18 protein-coding genes are annotated in these 18,254 nt (G+C 66.4%); 3 read left to right on the top strand and 15 right to left on the bottom strand.

Translation table 11 applies throughout. From position 1 onward, the window contains the following. Nucleotides 1-11 precede the first annotated feature (11 nt). From HTS88_RS02495 to HTS88_RS02480, 4 genes are read right to left on the bottom strand one after another with little or no spacing between them, the layout of a single operon-like run. Nucleotides 12-437 carry an ATP-binding protein gene (locus tag HTS88_RS02495; RefSeq protein WP_174175143.1) on the bottom strand — a complete coding sequence of 142 codons (426 nt, stop codon included), beginning with the start codon at nt 435-437 and terminating at the stop codon, nt 12-14. Beyond that, nucleotides 430-762 carry an STAS domain-containing protein gene (locus HTS88_RS02490; protein ID WP_174175141.1) on the bottom strand — a complete coding sequence of 111 codons (333 nt, stop codon included), beginning with the start codon at nt 760-762 and terminating at the stop codon, nt 430-432. Before HTS88_RS02490 ends, HTS88_RS02495 begins: the two co-directional genes overlap by 8 nt. After that, the gene (locus HTS88_RS02485; RefSeq protein WP_174175140.1) at nt 752-2,731 is read right to left on the bottom strand and encodes a glycosyltransferase family 2 protein; all 1,980 of its coding nucleotides are present in this window, start codon (nt 2,729-2,731) and stop codon (nt 752-754) included. The genes HTS88_RS02490 and HTS88_RS02485 overlap by 11 nt, the downstream gene beginning before the upstream one ends. Further along, nucleotides 2,728-3,840, bottom strand: coding sequence for a PP2C family protein-serine/threonine phosphatase (locus tag HTS88_RS02480; protein WP_174175138.1), 1,113 nt, complete (start codon nt 3,838-3,840; stop codon nt 2,728-2,730). The genes HTS88_RS02485 and HTS88_RS02480 overlap by 4 nt, the downstream gene beginning before the upstream one ends. 222 nt (nt 3,841-4,062) lie before the next feature. Between HTS88_RS02480 and HTS88_RS02475 the strand changes: the two genes are divergently transcribed. After that, nucleotides 4,063-4,377, top strand: a complete 315-nt coding sequence (locus tag HTS88_RS02475) for a hypothetical protein (RefSeq protein ID WP_174175136.1) — start codon at nt 4,063-4,065, stop codon at nt 4,375-4,377. A 180-nt stretch (nt 4,378-4,557) separates the two neighbouring features. Here HTS88_RS02475 and HTS88_RS02470 read toward each other — a convergent pair whose 3' ends face one another. Then, complete coding sequence (locus tag HTS88_RS02470; protein ID WP_174175134.1) at nt 4,558-5,136, bottom strand: GNAT family N-acetyltransferase; 579 nt, start codon at nt 5,134-5,136, stop codon at nt 4,558-4,560. A 111-nt stretch (nt 5,137-5,247) separates the two neighbouring features. Between HTS88_RS02470 and HTS88_RS02465 the strand changes: the two genes are divergently transcribed. Together HTS88_RS02465 and HTS88_RS02460 are read left to right on the top strand one after the other, a co-directional pair. Beyond that, nucleotides 5,248-5,451, top strand: a complete 204-nt coding sequence (locus HTS88_RS02465) for a hypothetical protein (RefSeq protein ID WP_174175132.1) — start codon at nt 5,248-5,250, stop codon at nt 5,449-5,451. A gap of 59 nt (nt 5,452-5,510) precedes the next feature. Beyond that, complete coding sequence (locus HTS88_RS02460; RefSeq protein ID WP_174175130.1) at nt 5,511-7,007, top strand: MFS transporter; 1,497 nt, start codon at nt 5,511-5,513, stop codon at nt 7,005-7,007. A gap of 129 nt (nt 7,008-7,136) precedes the next feature. On the opposite strand, the gene bcp is transcribed toward HTS88_RS02460, so the two are convergent. The 10 genes from bcp to HTS88_RS02410 form a co-directional block, all read right to left on the bottom strand. Further along, nucleotides 7,137-7,616: a thioredoxin-dependent thiol peroxidase gene (gene bcp, locus HTS88_RS02455; RefSeq protein WP_174175128.1), complete on the bottom strand. Its 480-nt coding sequence runs from the start codon at nt 7,614-7,616 to the stop codon at nt 7,137-7,139. 80 nt (nt 7,617-7,696) lie between these two features. Continuing rightward, nucleotides 7,697-8,383 (bottom strand): winged helix-turn-helix domain-containing protein, encoded by a 687-nt coding sequence (locus tag HTS88_RS02450; protein ID WP_174175126.1) that lies wholly within the window; start codon nt 8,381-8,383, stop codon nt 7,697-7,699. 9 nt (nt 8,384-8,392) lie between these two features. Continuing rightward, complete coding sequence (gene allB / locus HTS88_RS02445) at nt 8,393-9,736, bottom strand: allantoinase AllB (RefSeq protein WP_174175124.1); 1,344 nt, start codon at nt 9,734-9,736, stop codon at nt 8,393-8,395. Continuing rightward, nucleotides 9,729-10,943: a glycerate kinase gene (locus tag HTS88_RS02440; RefSeq protein WP_174175122.1), complete on the bottom strand. Its 1,215-nt coding sequence runs from the start codon at nt 10,941-10,943 to the stop codon at nt 9,729-9,731. The genes allB and HTS88_RS02440 overlap by 8 nt, the downstream gene beginning before the upstream one ends. 30 nt (nt 10,944-10,973) lie before the next feature. Next, nucleotides 10,974-12,752, bottom strand: a complete 1,779-nt coding sequence (gcl, locus tag HTS88_RS02435; RefSeq protein ID WP_174175120.1) for a glyoxylate carboligase — start codon at nt 12,750-12,752, stop codon at nt 10,974-10,976. 130 nt (nt 12,753-12,882) lie between these two features. After that, on the bottom strand, nt 12,883-13,800 hold the full coding sequence (locus HTS88_RS02430) for a 2-hydroxy-3-oxopropionate reductase (protein ID WP_281358971.1): 918 nt from the start codon (nt 13,798-13,800) through the stop codon (nt 12,883-12,885). Between the two features lie 11 nt (nt 13,801-13,811). Further along, nucleotides 13,812-14,612, bottom strand: a complete 801-nt coding sequence (locus tag HTS88_RS02425) for a hydroxypyruvate isomerase family protein (protein ID WP_174175118.1) — start codon at nt 14,610-14,612, stop codon at nt 13,812-13,814. 238 nt (nt 14,613-14,850) lie between these two features. Continuing rightward, a complete protein-coding gene (locus tag HTS88_RS02420; protein WP_174175116.1) occupies nt 14,851-15,354 on the bottom strand; it encodes a hypothetical protein in 504 nt (167 codons plus the stop codon). Between the two features lie 267 nt (nt 15,355-15,621). Beyond that, nucleotides 15,622-16,911 (bottom strand): MFS transporter, encoded by a 1,290-nt coding sequence (locus HTS88_RS02415; RefSeq protein WP_174175114.1) that lies wholly within the window; start codon nt 16,909-16,911, stop codon nt 15,622-15,624. A gap of 59 nt (nt 16,912-16,970) precedes the next feature. Further along, nucleotides 16,971-18,200 (bottom strand): amidohydrolase, encoded by a 1,230-nt coding sequence (locus HTS88_RS02410; RefSeq protein ID WP_174175112.1) that lies wholly within the window; start codon nt 18,198-18,200, stop codon nt 16,971-16,973. Between the last annotated feature and the right edge of the window lie 54 nt (nt 18,201-18,254).

Genomic DNA, 18,254 nt, shown 5'->3' with positions numbered 1-18,254 from the left:
CGTGGGGGTGGTCAGTCGTGCTGGGAAGTCCGGGTGAGGACCCAGGTGTTGGTTCCGTCCTGGCGTTCGAACGTGACGGTGGTAACCAGCGCCTCGATCAGTGCCAGCCCGCGGCCCGACTCGGCGTCCTCGTCCGGTGATCCGGGGATCATTGGTCCGAACGGCGGCTTGGCGTTATAGGCGCTGACGCGGGCCTGCAGCAGTGCGGGCTGGACCTCGATGTCCACGCCGAGTTCCACAGGATCCTGCCCCACGGGTTCCGCGTGCTGGACAATGTTCGACGCCGACTCGATGACCGCCGTCGTAAACGTCATCTGGTCCATGTCCCCCACAAAGGGGACGTCGAGCCAGAGGCTGTCCAGGTGGTTGTGGACGGCTTCGATGGACTCGTCCGCAGCCGGTCCCCGGAAGCTGCGGGATGCCAGGACGTTAGTCATTGCTGAACGCCTCGTCGGCTGAACCGTAGGACGTCAGCACCTTGTCCATGCTGGTCAGCTGCAGGACCATCTTCACCTGCGGCTGGACGGCCGCGATCCGCAGGTCGCCGCCGGCCTGGCGCGCAGCCTTGAGGCAGCCGATGAGCGCCCCGAGGCCTGAGGAGTCCATGAACGCCGTGTTTTCCAGGTTGACCACGATCCGGTTGGACCCGCCCGCGATTACGTCGGTGACGAACTCCCGCAGCTTCGGCGCGGAGACCATGTTGAGCCGCCCGTCCGCCTTCACCTCGGCGTACGAGTCCTTGACCTCATAACTAAACTCCATCGGGATTCCTCTCCGTAGTGGTTGCTTCTGTGGGTTCTGCGGCCGGTTCGTACCCCTTGTAGAGCACGGCGCGGACCAGGATGCTCATGACCACCAGGTCGAAAATGACCCAGGCCACGTTCACCAGGGTGCCCAGGGGTTCCGCCAGGCCGGTGGCCAGGCGGATGATTCCGACGACGGCGGCCACGGCGAGCAGGACTGACACCACGATCTGTGGCTGGATCAGGCTCCAGCTGGGTCCGCCGCTCTGGCGGGCCTTGGGGGTGACGGCAAACCCGAGGGGACGGCCGAACCAGACGTTCCGGGCCGCCGTCGAGCACGCCTTGATCCAGGTGGGGAACAGCGCCAGGCTGTACTGCTGCCCCCGCCAGGTGGGGATGCCGCGGCCGGCAACGGCGAACAGCAGCTGGTTGACCACCATGAAGGGGATGAACCGGATGAAGAAGTCCCAGCTGAGGCTGGTGACGGGCAGGATGCCCAGCAGCAGGTAGATGATGGGCGCGGCGAAATAGATGACTGCCGCGTAGCCGCTCAGGTAGGTCCACATGGTGGCGAAGTACATCAGCCGCTGGCCCAGCTTGAGGCCCTTCTGGACCAGCGGGTTCTCCCGCAGCAGCACCTGGATGGTGCCCTGCGCCCAGCGGAGGCGCTGCGTGAGCATGGTCTTCAGGTCCTCTGGCGCCAGGCCGTAGGCCAGGACCTCGTGGTGGTAGACGCTCTCCCAGCCCATGGCGTGCATGCGCATGGCGGTGGCCATGTCCTCGGTCACGGAGATGGTGGCCAGCGGCATGACCGGCTGGGCTTCGTCGTTGCGTTCCACGGACAAGGCGTCCAGGACGGCCTGCACCGATTCAAGGGCTCCCAGCGGCGACCAGTCGCGGGCGGACATCCGCTGCACGGCGTCGTCCGCCACCACCGGAACGCCGGACTCGCCAACGTGGGCCATTTCCATGGCGGCGATCTCTTCGAGGTCCGCCTGGAGGGCTTCGACGTCGGCCATCACCAGGGTCTGCACGGCAGCGTCCACGCGGCGGCGGACCCGGTAGGTGATTTCGCCCAGCGGCTGCCCGGCGTCGAGTTCCTGCTGGGCCTCGCGGGTGGCGGCTTCGACCTCATCGAGCACCTGGCCCACCAGCGGCGTTTCCATGTCCGCTGACTTCCGGGCCTGCCTGATGGCGGAGCGCGAGGCAGCCAGCGCCCGGCGGATGCTCTTCTCGGTCTCCTTGACATAGCCCACCAGGCCCAGCTGCATCAGGGCCTCGCGGCGCAGGATGGCGTTGGAGCCGCAGAAGAAGGCGGCGTTCCAGCCGTCCTTGCCCTGCTGGATGGGGCCGTAGAACAGGGGAGCCTGGCTGCCCAGCGGATCGTCGGCGGGAACGTTGCTGAAGTACTGCGGCGTCTGGACCAGCGCCACCCGGCGGTTGTTGAAGTAGCCGAGGGTCTTTTCCAGGATGTCCGGCTCCGGGATCTGGTCCGCGTCCAGGATCAGGAGGAACTCGCCGTGCGTCTGCATCAGCGCGTTGTTGAGGTTGCCGGCCTTGGCGTGCCGGGGAAGGTTGGAGGTCCAGTCCTCGCTCCGGGTGACGTAGCCCAGGCCGTGCTGTTCGGCGAGGGCCTTCAGCTCGGGGCGGGCGCCGTCGTCCAGGATCCAGGTGCTGTGCGGGTGCCGGATCTTCTGCGCCGCCAGCGCGGTGGTCATCACCATGTCCAGGTCTTCGTTGTACGTGGTGATGAAGACGTCCACGGTGGCATCCGGCGGGGGCGGCGGGGCGGCCTTGCGGATCTTCAGCTTCCAGACGGTCATGCCGAAGAGCATGACGTCGATGAGGCTGTAGGTCTCTGCGACCACCAGCGGCAGCGCGATCCACCAGGCGTCCCAGTTCAGTGAGGCGGCCCAGCGCCAGGCGATGTAGTTGACGCCCGTGATGACGGTCAGGACAACAACAAGCCGGGTCCAGAAGCGGGTCATGCCGCAGCCTCCTGCGGAAGCCTGCGGACCACAACCACCGTTACGTCATCCTCGGCCGTGGCGGCCGGCGCGAGGGCGAGGATGGCAGTGCTGGCATCCTGCGCCGACCCCTGGTGTTGCGTTGCGTGGAGTACGGCGTCGGTGAAGTCCTCCACGGATTCGAAAACGTCCAGCACGCCGTCGCTGACCACCACCAGGGAATCCCCCGGCAGCAGTTCCAGGGCCGACTGCGGCCACTCCGTTCCTGCCCAGGCGCCCACCGGGGGACCGCCGGAGGGAAGGCGGCGGACCGTCCTGCCGGATTGGACATGCAGCGCAAGTCCGTGGCCGGCGTCGACATAGCTGACCGTTCCGGAAGCGGCATTGAGGCGGGCATGGAAGAGGGTGACAAAGGAGTTGGAAGAGTCCAGGTCAGCGGCGATCGCCTTGCTGGCGGAGCCGAAGGCAGTGTCCAGGTCATGCTGCAGGCCCGTGGAGCGCATCACCGCGCGGACCGTTGCGGCGATGAGCGCGGCACCCATGCCTTTGCCCATGGCGTCGGCGAAGGTCAGGTGGAGCCCGTCCGGGGTCTGGTACCAGTCATAGAAGTCCCCGCCAACGTTCCGTGAAGGCCGGAACAAGCCGGCGACGTCGTAGCCTTCAACCTGGATATCCTCCTGGGGCAGGAGGCTTTTCTGCACCTCCGTGGCGCGCTGCAGTTCGCTGCGCGCGGCTGAATCCGCGGCTGCGGACGGCCGGCGGCGGAAGAGGGCATTGATCCTGGACTGGAGCTCGCGCGGGCTGAACGGCTTGCTGAGGTACTCGTCCGCGCCGTTGTCCAGGCCGGTCAGCTTGTCCAGCTCATCGGCCCGCGCGGTCAGCATCACAATGAAGGCGTCCGAGAATTCACGGAGCAGCTTGCAGACTTCCAGGCCGTCAAGGTCCGGCAGGTTCAGGTCCAGCGTGACCAGGTCCGGCTGCACGCGGCGCACTTCCTCCACCCCCGCCAGGCCCGCTCCCGCCTGGGTGACGTCGAATCCCTGCTTAACAAGGACACGGACCAGCAGCCCGCGGATGTCCGGGTCATCCTCGATGACAACGGCACGCCGGGATTCGGTGGGAGAGACCATAGGTCTACTTCTACCGTATTAACCCCTACGGGGCATGTCGCAGCGCTTCACACGGGGTGCAAAGCTGCTACCGGCGAGTATCGATCTTGTGGAAATCCTTGGACCTGCTTGCCCGGACATTGAGGTACGCCCGGGACACTCGAAGGCACGGAGCAGCTTTCACCGGACCAGGGCCAAGGACGGCCAGCCGGAAAGCTGGACGGCTCGGAAAAGGTGCAGGTCATGGGGCAGATCAAGATCATAGACGCGACGCGGGTCCAGGCCGCAGCCTTGGGGGCTTTGGACAAAGGCAGGGCGCTGCTGCGGGTCTACTTCCACAGGCGGAAAGTGCGCGCTGCGGCCACGGCGCTGGCGGCGGCTTTGGCGGAGTCGCGGGAGGTTTGGAGCTGGCCGGGAGACCGGCTTCCGGTAGGGGACGAGATGTCCCAGCAGGTGGAACGCCTGACCCGCCGGCTCAAGCTGGAGACGGAAGCACACGTGAGGCTGGAGGCGCTTTTCAAGACTGCGGGTGGAGGGCGTTCCGTCCTGGCGCTTTAGGTGCCACACTTATGAGCAATCGAGTGGCTGGGGGTTACCGGGTCAGGAGATTGTTATGGGTTGGTGGACAGGTTGGGCGTACCTCATTGCGGGACTCATGACAGTGGACGCGCTCCTTTTGGCGCTGTGGGCCATTGACGAAGACTGGCCCCGGAGCTGGTGGAAGAAACCCTGACACCATCAGTGCGGCTGAAGCTCCAGCCGCATCAGGACCCGCGGGAACCCGTTGAGTACGGAACCGGTGTTCGCGGCCTTGGTGAAGCCCGCATCCTCAAACAGTTTGCGCGTGCCCACATAGGCCATGGTGAGGTCCACTTTCCGGCCGCCGTTGTCCACCGGGTACCCCTCGACTGCCGGCGCCCCGTAGGTCCGGGCCATGTCCACCGCGCCGGCCAGCAGCTGGTGCGAGATTCCTTTGCCCCGGTACCCGGGCCGCACCCTGATGCACCAGATGGACCACACCTTTTCGTCGTCCACATGCGGGATCTTTCGGTTGCCGGCAAAACTGGTGTCCGCGCGGGGGTGGACCGCCGCCCACCCAACTACTTCGCCGCCGTCGTACGCCAGGACTCCCGGCGGGGGATCCTGTGCCACCAGCTGCTTCACCAGCTCCCCGCGCTCGGTCCCGCGCAGGGCCTGGTTCTGCTTCGACGGGATGCGGTAGCTCAGGCACCAGCAGACGTTGGCGTCAGGCCGCTTGGGTCCGACCATGGTTTTGACGTCCTCGAAGCTGGTTGCGGGACGGACCTCGATGCCCATGCGGCCATCCTGTCATCGGGTCGTGCCTCCTGCAACGGCGCCTGCATCTGCCGGCGAAAGCACCGCTACACTGTACCGACACGGCAACTGCGGATAGACATGGCGGGCACAATGAACGACAAGCTGCACCTCACTCCGGACGACCAGTTTCCGGAGGACCTGGAAAAGGTAACGGACCAGGAACTGCAGGTCCTGGACAGCCAGGTCCAGCGCCAGCTCGACCACGAGATGGTGGTGGATGGCGAATCGGACCGCGAAACCGAGTTCCGCCACTACGAGCTGGACGAGGAATTCAGCGACCGCGACAAGCGCTGACCAAAAACCCCAAACCCTGACCGTGTCCCTGCTCCCGGGTTGTCATTACACTGGGACGCATGACCGAGCAGGAGCCGGTCCCGCCGCGCGCCGCTGCGGCTTCCGACGGCGGGAAAAGACTTGGCGAGGACGTTGCAGTGGCGTCCGCCGCGCCCGATGGGGGCGACGTTCCGCACCTGACTGATCCGGACGCCGTCGACACTTCTGTGCGCACCCCGGCGCAGCGGTCCCGCACCTTCGCCGGGATCCTGGTGAACACCGCGGCCGCCAACCTCACCACCAGCTATCTCTGGTTCGCGCTGACCTTCTGGGTGTACCTGGAGACGCGCAACGTGATCGCCACCGGAGTGGTGGGCGGCGCGTACATGCTGCTGATCGCCGCTTCCAGCATCAGCTTCGGCACCTTCGTTGACCGCTACCGCAAACTGGGAGTGATGCGCTTCGCCGCGGCCTTCACCCTGGTGATGTTTGCACTGTCCGGGGCCATGTTCCTGCTGACGCCCACCGCCTGGCTGCTGGACCTGGCCCGGCCGTGGTTCTGGGTTTTCACGCTGGTCATCCTGATCGGCGCGGTGGTTGAAAACATGCGCAACATTGCCCTGTCCACCACGGTGACCATCCTGATCGAGCCGGACCGCCGCGCCAACGCCAACGGGCTGGTGGGCATGGTGCAGGGACTGATGTTCATAGTCACGTCCGTGCTTTCCGGGCTCTCGGTGGGGCTGCTCGGGATGGGCTGGACCATCGCCGTCGCGCTGGCGCTCACGGCACTGGCGTTCCTGCACCTGCTCACCCTGCGGATGCCCGAGGAAGTCCGGGCAGCGGCCACGGATGCCCATGGAAGCTTCGACCTGCGCGGCTCGCTCGCTGCCGTGCTGGCCATTTCCGGGCTGTTCGCCCTGATCCTGTTCTCCACATTCAACAACTTCATTGGCGGCGTCTACATGGCCCTGATGGACCCCTATGGCCTGGAGATGTTCCCTGTGGAGCTGTGGGGAATCTTTTCCGCCGTGGGGTTCACGGGAATCCTTGTGGGAGGCGCGCTGATCGGCAAGTTCGGACTGGGGTCCAACCCCTTGCGGACGCTGCTCCTTGCGGTGGCCCTCATGGGCTTCCTCGGTGCGGTTTTCACAATCCGGGAGTGGGCGTGGCTCTACATCGCCGGCATCTGGGCCTACCTGGTCCTGGTCCCCTTCGTGGAGGCAGCCGAGCAGACTGTCATCCAGCAGGTGGTGCCGTTGCAGCGGCAGGGCCGGGTGTTCGGGTTCGCCATGGCCTTCGAATCTGCGGCCTCGCCCGTGACGGCGTTCCTTATCGCCCCGATCGCCCAGTTCTGGATCATCCCCTACGCCCGGTCCGCCGACGGCGCTGCCCAGTTGGCCCCGCTGCTGGGCGAGGGCACCTCCCGCGGCATCGCCCTCGTCTTCCTCGTGGCCGGGGTCATCATGATCATCGCAGCGCTGCTGGCTTTCCTTACGCCGGTCTACCGCCGGGTTTCGGCGTCGTACGCACAGGCGGCGGCAGAAGAGGCGCGGGCGACGGACACAGCCGCATAAGCACCGAACGCCCCCGCACGGGCGGCCAGTGAACTGGCGGCCAGCGCGGGAGCGTTCGGGGAAAAGCCGCGTTGAGTGCGGGAGCGTTTGGGGAAAAGCTGCAGTAAGTGAGAGAGGATCGGGGAGGGGTCAGATTCCCAGGGCTTCCTTCAGGGCGGCCACGTGGCCGTCGGCCTTGACCTGGTACTGCGCCAGGACGACGTTGCCTTCGGGGTCCAGCACGACTGTGGAACGGACAATCCCTTCGGTGATTTCGCCGTTGACCAGCTTCTCGCCCCAGGCGCCGTAGGCCAGGGCAACTGCGTGGTCCGGGTCGGAGAGCAGCGGGAAGGTCAGTCCGAAGTCCCCGGTGAAGCCGGCCAGGGCCTCGGGGGCGTCGGGGGAGATGCCAATGACCTCGTAGCCCTTGCCCTGGAGCGAGGCCAGGCTGTCGCGGAAGTCGCAGGCCTCGGTGGTGCAGCCGGGGGTGGCGGCCTTCGGGTAGAAGTACACGATGACGTTCTTGCCACGGTAATCGGCCAAGGCAGTCTCCCGGCCCTGGGCATCCTGAAGGGTGAAGTCAGGGGCCGGGGTTCCGGGCTGGAGCTTGGTGGTCAGGGTGGGGCTCATGGTGTTCCTTTGGAAGACTTTGTCATTACTGGCAAAACATCAAGTGAAGCGGCTTCCCGCTCAGTGATACAACTCCGGCGTCATATGCAGTATTCCGCCGGTCCGCGGACGGTGGCGCAGGAACCGGGCACAAACTGGTAGCCGCCGCCCCTGACGGTGGCCACGGCATGGCGGGCATTCCCGAGCTTGCGACGGATCCTCCCCACGTACACATCGATGGACCGGGCCGAGGCGCCGGGGGTTTCGAACGAGTCCAGGAACTCCTGCAGTTCCTCCCTGCCCACAGTGCGGGAGAGGTGGGTGACCAGGTACCGGAGGACCTTGAATTCGACGCCGGTCAGCGGCACCCGCCGCCCGTCCAGGAGGACCTGGTCAGTGGCGAGGTCCACTGCCATGCGGCTCACGGGGCCGGCCGACGGCGGCAGCCGGGTGCCGCCGTCGTCCTCCCCTGGTGCCCCGCAGGGGGCGCCGGGAGGGTCCTCCGCCGCGGAGGGAGAATGAGAGGAGTCGTCTGCGGCTCCCCCCTTGTCGGCGGAGGACCCCGGCGTGGGAGCTCCGGCGGCGGGCCAGTGGACTTCCGCCTCCGGAGCAGTTTCGAGGGCCCTGGCCAGGACCAGCCGGGCGGCGCGGGCCAGGAGTTCCGGGCTGGTGCCTTCTTCCGGGACCACCCACATGGCGAGGCCGCGGGCGGTTGCCCCGGTGGCGGCAGGCCTGGCGATGGATCCGGGACGTGCCCCCGTCCTCGGATGGTGGGCTTCCACTGCCATGGCGCGTCCTTAGACTCCGCCGCGGCGGATCAGTTTGCCCGTGGGGGTCTGTCCGTCCACGACGGCGCCGCGCAGGAAGGTCTTGCGGACCACACCGGAGAGGGCCTTGCCGTCGTACGGGGTGATGGGGTTCTTGTGCTTCAGCTTGGAGACGTCCACCACGAAGGCCTCGTCCGGGGCGAAGACGGCGAAGTCGGCGTCGTAGCCCAGGGCCAGCTGTCCCTTGGTGGAGAGCCGGGCCAGGGCGGCGGGCTTCTCGCCCATCCAGGACACCACCTGCTCCAGCGGGATGCCGCGGTGGCGGGCTTCGGTCCAGATCAGTGAGAGCCCCAGCTGGAGCGACGAGACGCCGCCCCAGGCCACGGCGAAGTCACCGTTCTCCAGGTCTTTCAGGTCCAGGGTGGAGGGGGAGTGGTCCGAGACGATGCAGTCGATAGTGCCGTCCAGCAGGCCCTGCCACAGCAGCTCGCGGTTGGAGGCTTCACGGATGGGCGGGCAGCACTTGTAGGCGGTGGCGCCGTCCGGGATTTCCTCGGCCATCAGCGTGAGGTAGTGCGGGCATGTCTCCACGGTGAGCTTCACGCCGTCGCGCTTTGCGCTGGCAATCATGGGCAACGCGTCCGACGACGAGAGGTGCAGGATGTGCGCGCGCGCACCGGTCCAGCGGGCCCGTTCGATGACCTCGGCGATGGCCTTGTTCTCGGCGCCGCGCGGGCGGGAGGCCAGGAAGGTCTGGTAGTGGTCGCCGCCGGGGTGCGGGGCGCGGTCGATGGCGTGCGAGTCCTCGGCGTGGACGATCATGAGCGAGTCGAAGGACTTGAGCTCGGCCATGTCCTCCTCCATCTCGTCCGCGTCCAGGTGCGGGAACTCGTCCACGCCGGAGTGCAGGAGGAAGCACTTGAAGCCGAACACGCCTTCGTCATGCAGGGCGCGCAGGTCGCCTTTGTTCCCGGGAATCGCGCCGCCCCAGAACCCGACGTCGACGAACGCCTGGTCCTCGGCCACCTCACGCTTGAGCTTGAGGTTTGCCACGGTGGTGGTGGGCGGGACGGAGTTCAGCGGCATGTCGATGATGGTGGTGACGCCGCCTGCCGCCGCCGCACGGGTGGCGGAGGCGAAGCCTTCCCACTCGGTACGGCCGGGCTCGTTGACGTGGACGTGCGTGTCCACCAGGCCGGGGATGAGGGTTTCGTCGTCAGCCAGTTCAATGACTTCCGCGCCGGCCAGGCCGTTGCCCAGCGGCTCGAGGGCCACGATCTTTCCGCCGCGGACGCCCACTTCACGGGGAGCCAGGCCGGCGGTGGTGAGGATGCGCTGGCCGCGGATGACCAGGTCAAAACGTTCTTCAGACATGGAGGTCCTCCTTGGTGGTTGCGGAGCGGGACAGCGTGGTGGCTGCCAGCCTTCCGCTGATCTGTGTGCCTAGCTGCTCCAGAAGCGGCGCTGCCTCTGCTATGCACCTGTCTACATTGCTTTCAAGCTCGGTCAAAGCGTAAACGTCCTCGAATCCGGCGGCGCCCGCCTGCCCCTCGGCCAGGGTGGTCCGCCCGCAGACGGCAATCACGGGGACGCCCTGCGCGGCGGCTGCCCGGGCTACGCCCATGGGGGTCTTGCCCAGCAGGCTTTGTTCGTCCAGGCTGCCTTCGCCGGTGATCACCAGGTCGGCGCCGGCCAGCCGTTCGGCGAGGCCGGTGAATTCGAGCACGACGTCGATGCCCGGGCGCCGGGTTGCGGCAAGGACGGCGATGGCTGCGTAGCCAACGCCTCCCGCCGCTCCGGCGCCCGGCGCTTCCGCCGCTTTGAAGGCCCTGTTGGACGGGCCTTCCGAACCGATTTCCCTGGCCAGGACTTCGACAAACCTGGCCAGGGCGGCGTCGAGCATGCCGACGTCCTGTTGTGTGGCGCCTTTCTGCGGGCCGAAAATCGCCGCGGCGCCCTGGGCGCCCAGCAGGGGATTGTCGACGTCGGACGCCAGCACAAAGCGTGTGTCCTTCAGCCGGGGTTCAAACCCGCTGAAGTCGATCCGGTCCAGGCGGGCCAAGGCGGCGCCGCCGGCCGGAAGGTCGTTGCCCGCGGCATCGAGGAGCCTGGCGCCGAGGCCCTGCAGGACTCCGGCGCCGCCGTCGGTATTGGCACTGCCGCCCACGCCCAGGATGATGCGGTTGCAGCCGGCATCCAGGGCGGCACGGATGAGCTGGCCGGTGCCCAGGCTCGTGGCGGTGCGGGCCGCCGTCGAGCCCGGGCGCCCGTCCACCAGGGCACGGGCGGGGAGAAGCGCCAGGCCCGAGGCCGCGGCCATCTCGATGACGGCCTCATTGCCCCGGACGGCGAACTCGGCCGTGACCGGTTCCCCCGTTGGTCCGGCCACCACGGCGCTGCGGCGGGTGAAGCCCGAGCCGACGGCGGCGTCGAGGGTGCCCTCACCGCCGTCGGCTACGGGAATCCGGACCACGTCAAGGTTGTTGCCCGCGCCTCGCTGCAGCCCTTTCTCAAGGTGCGCACAGACTTCGGGGGCGGACAACGACCCCTTGAACTTGTCCGGGGCAATGACGATGCGCATGGCTGTCTTTCTTTCCAGGGCCTGCAGGGTTTAGGCCTGCAGCGCCAGGATGGCGGTGGGGGCGTCGGCGGCGGTTTCCGCCAGTTCCTCGAACTCGTTCACCGCGTTGATTTCCACGCCCATGGAGATGTTGGTGACCTTCTCCAGGATCACTTCCACCACCACGGGAACCTGGAACTCGCCCATGAGTGCCTTGGCCTTGTCGAAGGCGGCGGCGAGGTCGTTGGGGTCCTCCACGCGCACGGCCTTGCAGCCCAGGCCTTCGGCAACCTTGAGGTGGTCCACGCCGTAGCCGTTGGTCTCAGGCGAGTTGATGTTGTCGAACGCCAAGGACACGTTCTGTTCCATGTTGAACCCGCGCTGGGACTGGCGGATCAGGCCCAGGTAGGAGTTGTTCACCACCACGTGGATGTAGGGCAGGTTGAACTGCGCGCCCACGGCCAGTTCCTCGATCATGAACTGGAAGTCGTAGTCGCCGGAGAGGGCCACCACGGTCTCGTCCGGCTTGCCGCGGACCACGCCCAGGGCTGCCGGGGCGGTCCAGCCCAGGGGGCCCGCCTGGCCGGCATTGATCCACTTGCGCGGGCCGAACACGTGCAGCATCTGCGCGCCGGCGATCTGCGACAGGCCGATGGTGGACACGTAGATGGTGTCGCGGCCGAAGGACTTGTTCATTTCCTCGTACACGCGCTGCGGCTTGATGGGGATGTTCTCGAAGTGCGTCTTGCGGTGCAGGGAGGCCTTGCGGCCCTGGCACTCCGCGACCCAGGCGCTGTAGTCCGGCAGGGACCCTGCCGCCTTGCGCTCTTTGGCGAGTTCAACCAGCCCGGCCAGCGCCGCACCGGCGTCGGACGCGATGCCCAGGTCCGGGGAGAACACGCGGCCGATCTGCGTGGGCTCGATGTCGATGTGCACGAACTTGCGGCCGGCCGTGTACGTGTCCAGGCCGCCGGTGTGGCGGTTGGCCCAGCGGTTGCCGATGCCGATCACGAAGTCGCTCCGCAGGTAGTTCTCGTTGCCGTAGCGGTGGCTGGTCTGCAGGCCCACCATGCCGGCCATGAGCTGGTGGTCGTCCGGGATGGTGCCCCAGCCCATCAGGGTGGGGATGACGGGGATGTTCAGGGTCTCGGCCAGCTCCACCAGCTGCGCGGAGGCGCCGGCGTTGATGATGCCGCCGCCGGCCACGATCAGCGGATGCTTGGCAGCGGTCAGCATGTCCAGGGCCTTTTCCAGCTGCTTCCGGGAGGCCTTCGGCTTTTCCACGGGCAGGGGCTCATAGGTGTCGATGTCGAACTCGATCTCGGCCAGCTGCACGTCGATGGGCAGGTCCAGCAGCACGGGGCCGGGGCGGCCGGAGCGCATCAGCTGGAAAGCCTTCTGGAAGGCGCCGGGAACCTGGCCGGGCTCCAGGATGGTCATGGCCATCTTGGTGACGGGCTTGGCAATGGACTCGATGTCCACGGCCTGGAAGTCTTCCTTGTGCAGCTTGGCCACGGGAGCCTGGCCTGTGATGCAGAGCATCGGGATGGAATCGGCCCAGGCGGCGTACAGGCCGGTGATCATGTCCGTGCCGGCGGGGCCGGAGGTGCCGATGCAGATGCCGATGTTGCCGTCCTTGGCGCGGCTGAAGCCGTCCGCCATGTGGCTGGCACCTTCAACGTGGCGGGCCAGGGTGTGGCGGATGCCGCCGTGGGCGCGCATTGCGGAATAGAAGGGGTTGATCGCGGCGCCTGGCAGGCCGAACGCCTCGATGGCGCCTTCCTTTTCCAGGATGGCAACCGCTGCATCAACGGTACGCATCTTGCTCATGGTGTGCTCCTTGGGAAACTTTAGGGGCCCTTTTGGGCTGTTATTGGGTGTGCTAAGGGAGCCGCCGTCGTTTTCATGGACGACGGCGGGTCCCCTGCTGGTTTTTCTGAGGCGCCTGTGGCGCTGGTGCTTATTTCCGGCCGCTGAGCTGGAGGACCTGCTTGAAGAGTCCTGAGTGGTCCAGTGCGCCGTCGCCCTGGTTGACGGTGGCGGCAACGAGCTGGGCGACGACGGCGCCGAGGGGGACGGCGACGTTGGCTTCGCGGGCGGCGGAGGTGACGATGCCGAGGTCCTTGTGGTGCAGGGCCAGGCGGAAGCCGGGGTCGAAGTTGCGGTCCAGCATCTTCTGGCCCTTCTGGTCGAGGACCTTGGAGCCGGCCAGGCCGCCGCCGAGGACCTTGAGGGCTGCGTCGGTGTCCACGCCGTAGGCCTCAAGGAAAGCGATGGCCTCGGCAAGGACCTCGATGTTGACGGCGACGATGAGCTGGTTGGCTGCCTTGACGGTCTGGCCGGAGCCGGAGGGGCCGACGTGGACGATGGTCTTGCCGACGGCGTTCAGGACGTCCGAGGCTGCCTCGAAGTCTTCCTTGTCGCCACCGACCATGATGGAGAGGACGGCGTCGATGGCACCCTGTTCCCCGCCGGAGACCGGGGCGTCGAGGGGGCGGATGCCGGCCTCGCGGGCTTCATCGGACAGGCGCTTGGCGACGTCGGGGCGGATGCTGGACGCGTCGATCCACAACGTGCCCTGCCTGGCGTTGGCGAAGACACCGTCCTTGCCGCTGACGACGCCCTCGACGTCGGGGGAGTCCGGCACCATGGTGATGACGACGTCGGCATCCTTGACGGCGTCCGCGATGCTGGTGGCGCCCTTGCCGCCTTCGGAGACGAGCTTGTCGGTCTTGTCCTGGCTCCGGTTGAAGCCGGTGACGGTGTGGCCGGCCTTGACCAGGTTGATGGCCATGGGCAGGCCCATGATTCCGAGTCCGATAACTGCAACGTTGCTCATGATGGTTCTCTTTTCTGGAAGTCTGTGGTGGTGCGGCAGGCGGGTGGGGATTACTTGGCGGCGTGTTCGCGGATGGCCCAGCTGAAGGCCGTTTCCTGCGGTTCCTTGTACTCGAGGCCGATGTAGCCCTCATAGCCGAGTTCACGGCTGCGGGCGATCCACTCGCCGAGGGGGAGGGTGCCGGTGCCGGGGGCGCCGCGGCCGGGGTTGTCCGCGATCTGGATGTGGCCGAAGTCCTTGGCGTGGTTTTCGATGACGGACTGGACGTCGTCGCCGTTGACTGAGAGGTGGTAGAAGTCGGCGAGGAGCTTGATGTTGCCGACGCCGGCCTCCGCCTTCACGCGGGCGATGACCTTGAGTGCGTCGTCGGCGGTGAGGAGCGGGTACGTGGGTGCCCCACTGACAGGTTCGAGGAGGACTGTCCCGCCGATCCGGGCGACGCCTTCTGCTGCTGCGGCGAGGTTCCTGACCGCCAGTTCGTCCTGCTCTTCGGGAGTGAACTCCTCCTGCCGGTTGCCGTAGAGGGCGTTGAAGGCCTTGCAGCCCAGTCGCCCGCCGATGCCGGCCACAACATCGATGTTGTCCTTGAACTCGGAGCAGCGTCCCTTCCAGGAGACCAGGCCGCGATCGCCGCCGGGCATGTTGCCAGCGTTAAAGTTCAGGCCGGTGAGCTGAACGCCGGCGTCCTGGATGGCGTTCTCGAATTCGGTGATCTGCGCGTCGGACGGGACGGAGCTTTCAAACGGCCACCAGAACTCAACCGCGTCAAAGCCCGCTGCCTTGGCTGCGGCGGGGCGTTCGAGCAGGGGCAGCTCCGTGAGGAGGATGGAGCAGTTCACAGTGTACGTCATCGTAGGTCCTTCCAAGGAGGGGCTTTGATCCATCTTCCCCTGCTTCCAGTCTTTACAAACTTTCCGCTTTGTGGAATTCAGATTCTGCTTTATGAAAAGTGTAGGGAATGAGGGGTGGGGGAGTCAAGGGGCGCGTGGTCGGGGTCCCTGGTCCAGTCCGCACATGGCAAAAGAGCCAGGGGCCGTGGCCCCTGGCTCTTCGTCTGTGCTTTTTATGGATCCGTGCTGTTCTAACCGGTTACCGGCCTCTCGTTACTTCAACGACGTCGCTCTTCTTCCACTCGGACCAGTCGGACCAGTGTCCGTTGTCCTTCTTCACCCGGTAGGACACCATGTGGTACACCTCTTCGGCGCCCCTCTTGTCCAGGTTGCGCACCTTATCAACGCTGTGGATGATCCTGGCGTCGTCCTTCTTATCGAATTCCTCGTAGAAGTGCGAGCTGCCGAGGAAGTCGTCCGTGCGCCGCGGGCCCTTCTCGTCCTCGTAGCGGAGTTGGCGGATGTGGACAGTCTTCTTGCCGTCGCAATCGGCCTTGATCCTGAAATCGACCTTGTTGCCGCGGAGGTCCTTAGGGTCCAGCGGCTTGACGGTACACCCGTGCCGGTCGTCACGCCGGTCGTCATGTGCCTGGGCCGGGCCGGCGAATGCCACGGAGCCCCCGAGCAGGCCCAGGGAGAGGAGCGGAACCAGGGCGATCCTTGCCCGGGTTGAGCGGATTCCTGTTGTTGGAGTGATGGACATTTGTGCTCCTGAAAAGGATGCGATTCACCAATTGTGTTAGGGCGCGATTCCCCATGTGGGGCAGGGTAAGCCAGCGCCTGACTGAGCATCGCGGTTGGTCAGCGGCGGCCGCAGCCTGCCCGTCCCCTTTTCAAACTGCACGCCCTGCTAGTGGGGGCGCTTATCCGGCCTCATTGGGTGTTGTGATCCGGTACTTAAATCGTGCACCTGCGCTTCGGCGCACGCTAGGGCCGCGTCTACCCTTTTTGGTTGCGTTTCAAGCCTGCCCTAGTGCGTCAGGTCCTTGCCCATCGTCTCCGGAATGGTGAACACGAATGCAGCGCTCACGGCCAGGAGCACCACTGCGTAGATGTTGAACAGCTGCGGAACGCCCATGGTGGTTCCGAGCCACTGCTGCAGGTACGGTGCGGTGCCGCCGAACACTGCCACGCAGATGGAGTACGGCACACCCACGCCAACGGTGCGGATGGACGTGGGGAACAGCTCTGCGTAGACGGCCGGGACAATGGCGGCGCTCGCAGCAATGAAGACCAGCATGACGGACATGCCCACGGCCAGCTGCCAGGCTGAATCCTTGAGCAGCCAGGTCATGGGGAAGTGCATCACTGCAGACCCGATGGCCCCGGACCACAGCACCTTCTTGCGTCCGATGCGGTCGGACAGCTTCCCCCAGAAAGGAAGGGCGGCGATGAAGACGATGTTGGCGATGACGGCTGCCCATAGTGCTTCGCCGCGGTCGATCTTCAGTGCGGTGGTGGCGTAGCTGGGAGCCACGACTCCCCAGACGTAGTAGATGACGGTCAGGCCAACCGTCAGGCCGATGACCTGCAGCGCCTGCTTGCGGTGGCGGACAATCTGCGGCCAGAGCGGCGCCCGCTTTTCGGCCAGCGATTCGCCCTCGAACGCGTCGGTTTCGTGCAGCCGTGACCGCATGATCAGCGCGTACAGCCCCATGGCCGCGCCCAGCAGGAACGGGATGCGCCAGCCCCAGGCGTTCATGGCCTCCGCAGTCAGGGTCATGTTAAGGACGGCGCCCAGCAGTGTGCCGAACAGGATGCCCACGGTTCCGGAGGTGTAGATCAGGGTGGCCCAGAATCCGCGATGCTCCTTGGGGGCCATCTCGGACAGGTAGGTCTGCGACGACGGCAGCTCGCCGCCGTGCGCCAGGCCCTGGATGAGCCGTGCCACGAGCAGCATCAGGGATGCCCAGGCGCCGACGCTCGCGAAGGTCGGAGCGATGCCGATCATCAGGCTGCCCAGCGAGGCGAGTCCGACGGCGAGGGTCATCGAGGTCTTGCGGCCCACCCTGTCGCCGATCCAGCCGAAGAGGAAGCCGCCGAAGGGCCGTGCCACAAAGCCGACGGCGAAGATCGCCAGGGTGGACAGCACCGCCGACGCCGGGTCGGCCTTGCTGAAGAGCTGGCTGGCAATGAAGGGCGTGAACGTGGCGTAAATGGCCCAGTCGTACCATTCGACGGCATTGCCGATGCCGGTTCCGACGATGGTCTTGGTGGTGGACACGCGTCCAGTCTGCTGCTTGGTTACTGCCATGGACATGGTTACTTCCTCGGGTTCATGGTGAAGAGGATGGCGGGGATGGGAAGGACGACGGCGGGTCAGGCCGCCGCCGCCAGCGCGGCAAGCCGCGAGGTGGCCAGTTCGGCGTACAGCGCAGCTCCATCAGCCAGCACGCCGTCGTCGAACGTTGCATAAGGGGAGTGGTTGAACGGTGAGGTGGCCGGATCGGCCCCCGGGGCGACGGCGCTGAGGCCGACGAACGTGCCGGGCACCTCGGCGAGTACCCGGGAAAAGTCTTCAGAACCGCTCAGGGGGGTGGCCCAGCGGGACAGGCGGCGCTCGCCGAAGAGCCCCGAGATGACCTTCTCCGCCGTGTGCGTTTCGTCTTCGTTGGTGATGGTGAGGGGGTATTCCTCCTGGTAGTCCACGTGGACCTCGACCCCGTGCGCGGCCGCTATTCCCTGGAGCAGGCGCGGCACGGCGTCCATCATCCTGAGCCGGGAGCTTTCCGAGAAGGTGCGGACTGTCGCCTCGATGCGGGCAGTCTCGGGGATGATGTTCCGCTTGGTGCCGGCGTGCAGCACGCCCACCGAGAGCACCACCGGATCGAACATGTTGAACTGCCGGGTCACCATGACCTGCAGGGCGGTGACCATCTCGGCAGCCACTGTGACGGGATCCTTTGCGGCATGTGGGGCGGAACCGTGGCCGCCCGCGCCCAGCACCGTGACCTCCAGTCCGTCGGAGGCGCTGAGCATCACGCCGGGCTTCGTGCAGAAGGTGCCGTGGGGCTCGAGCGAAGAGAACACATGCATTCCGTAGGCCGCCTGCACGCGGGTTCCGGCGGCATCCAGGACGCCTTCGCGGATCATGTAGCTTGCACCGTCGCAGCCCTCTTCGCCGGGCTGGAACATCAGGACAACGTCGCCCTGCAGCAGGTGCTGCTTCTCGGCAAGGAGGGTGGCGGCTCCAGCGAGCATCGAGGTGTGCAGGTCGTGGCCGCAGGCGTGCATGGCGCCGTCGGCCTGGGAAGAGAACTCCACGCCCGTCTTCTCCTGGACGGGAAGGCCGTCCATGTCCGCGCGGAGGAGGACTGCGGGCCGATGGGTACCGTCGCCGCCTGCCGCGGCCTTGCCCCCGCGAAGCACTGCGGTCACGGAGGTGGTTTCCTTGCCCAGGGTGATCTCGAAAGGAAGCCCGTCGAGGGCCTGGAGGACCTTCTCCTGGGTCCGCGGGAGGTGTAGCCCGATTTCCGGGTGCCGGTGGAGGTCATGGCGGAGGCGGATGAGGTCCCCGTGCAGTTCCTTGGCGTCTTCAATTACGGGCACTGTGCGGCTCCTTGGCTTAGCTGTCCGGGTCTGTGGACTATTCTGGAGTGGCGC

Source organism: Pseudarthrobacter oxydans, assembly GCF_013314975.1.
GTDB lineage: Bacteria > Actinomycetota > Actinomycetes > Actinomycetales > Micrococcaceae > Arthrobacter > Arthrobacter oxydans.
Note: the sequence above shows the minus strand (reverse complement) of the source record. Positions and strands in the feature narration are given on the sequence as shown.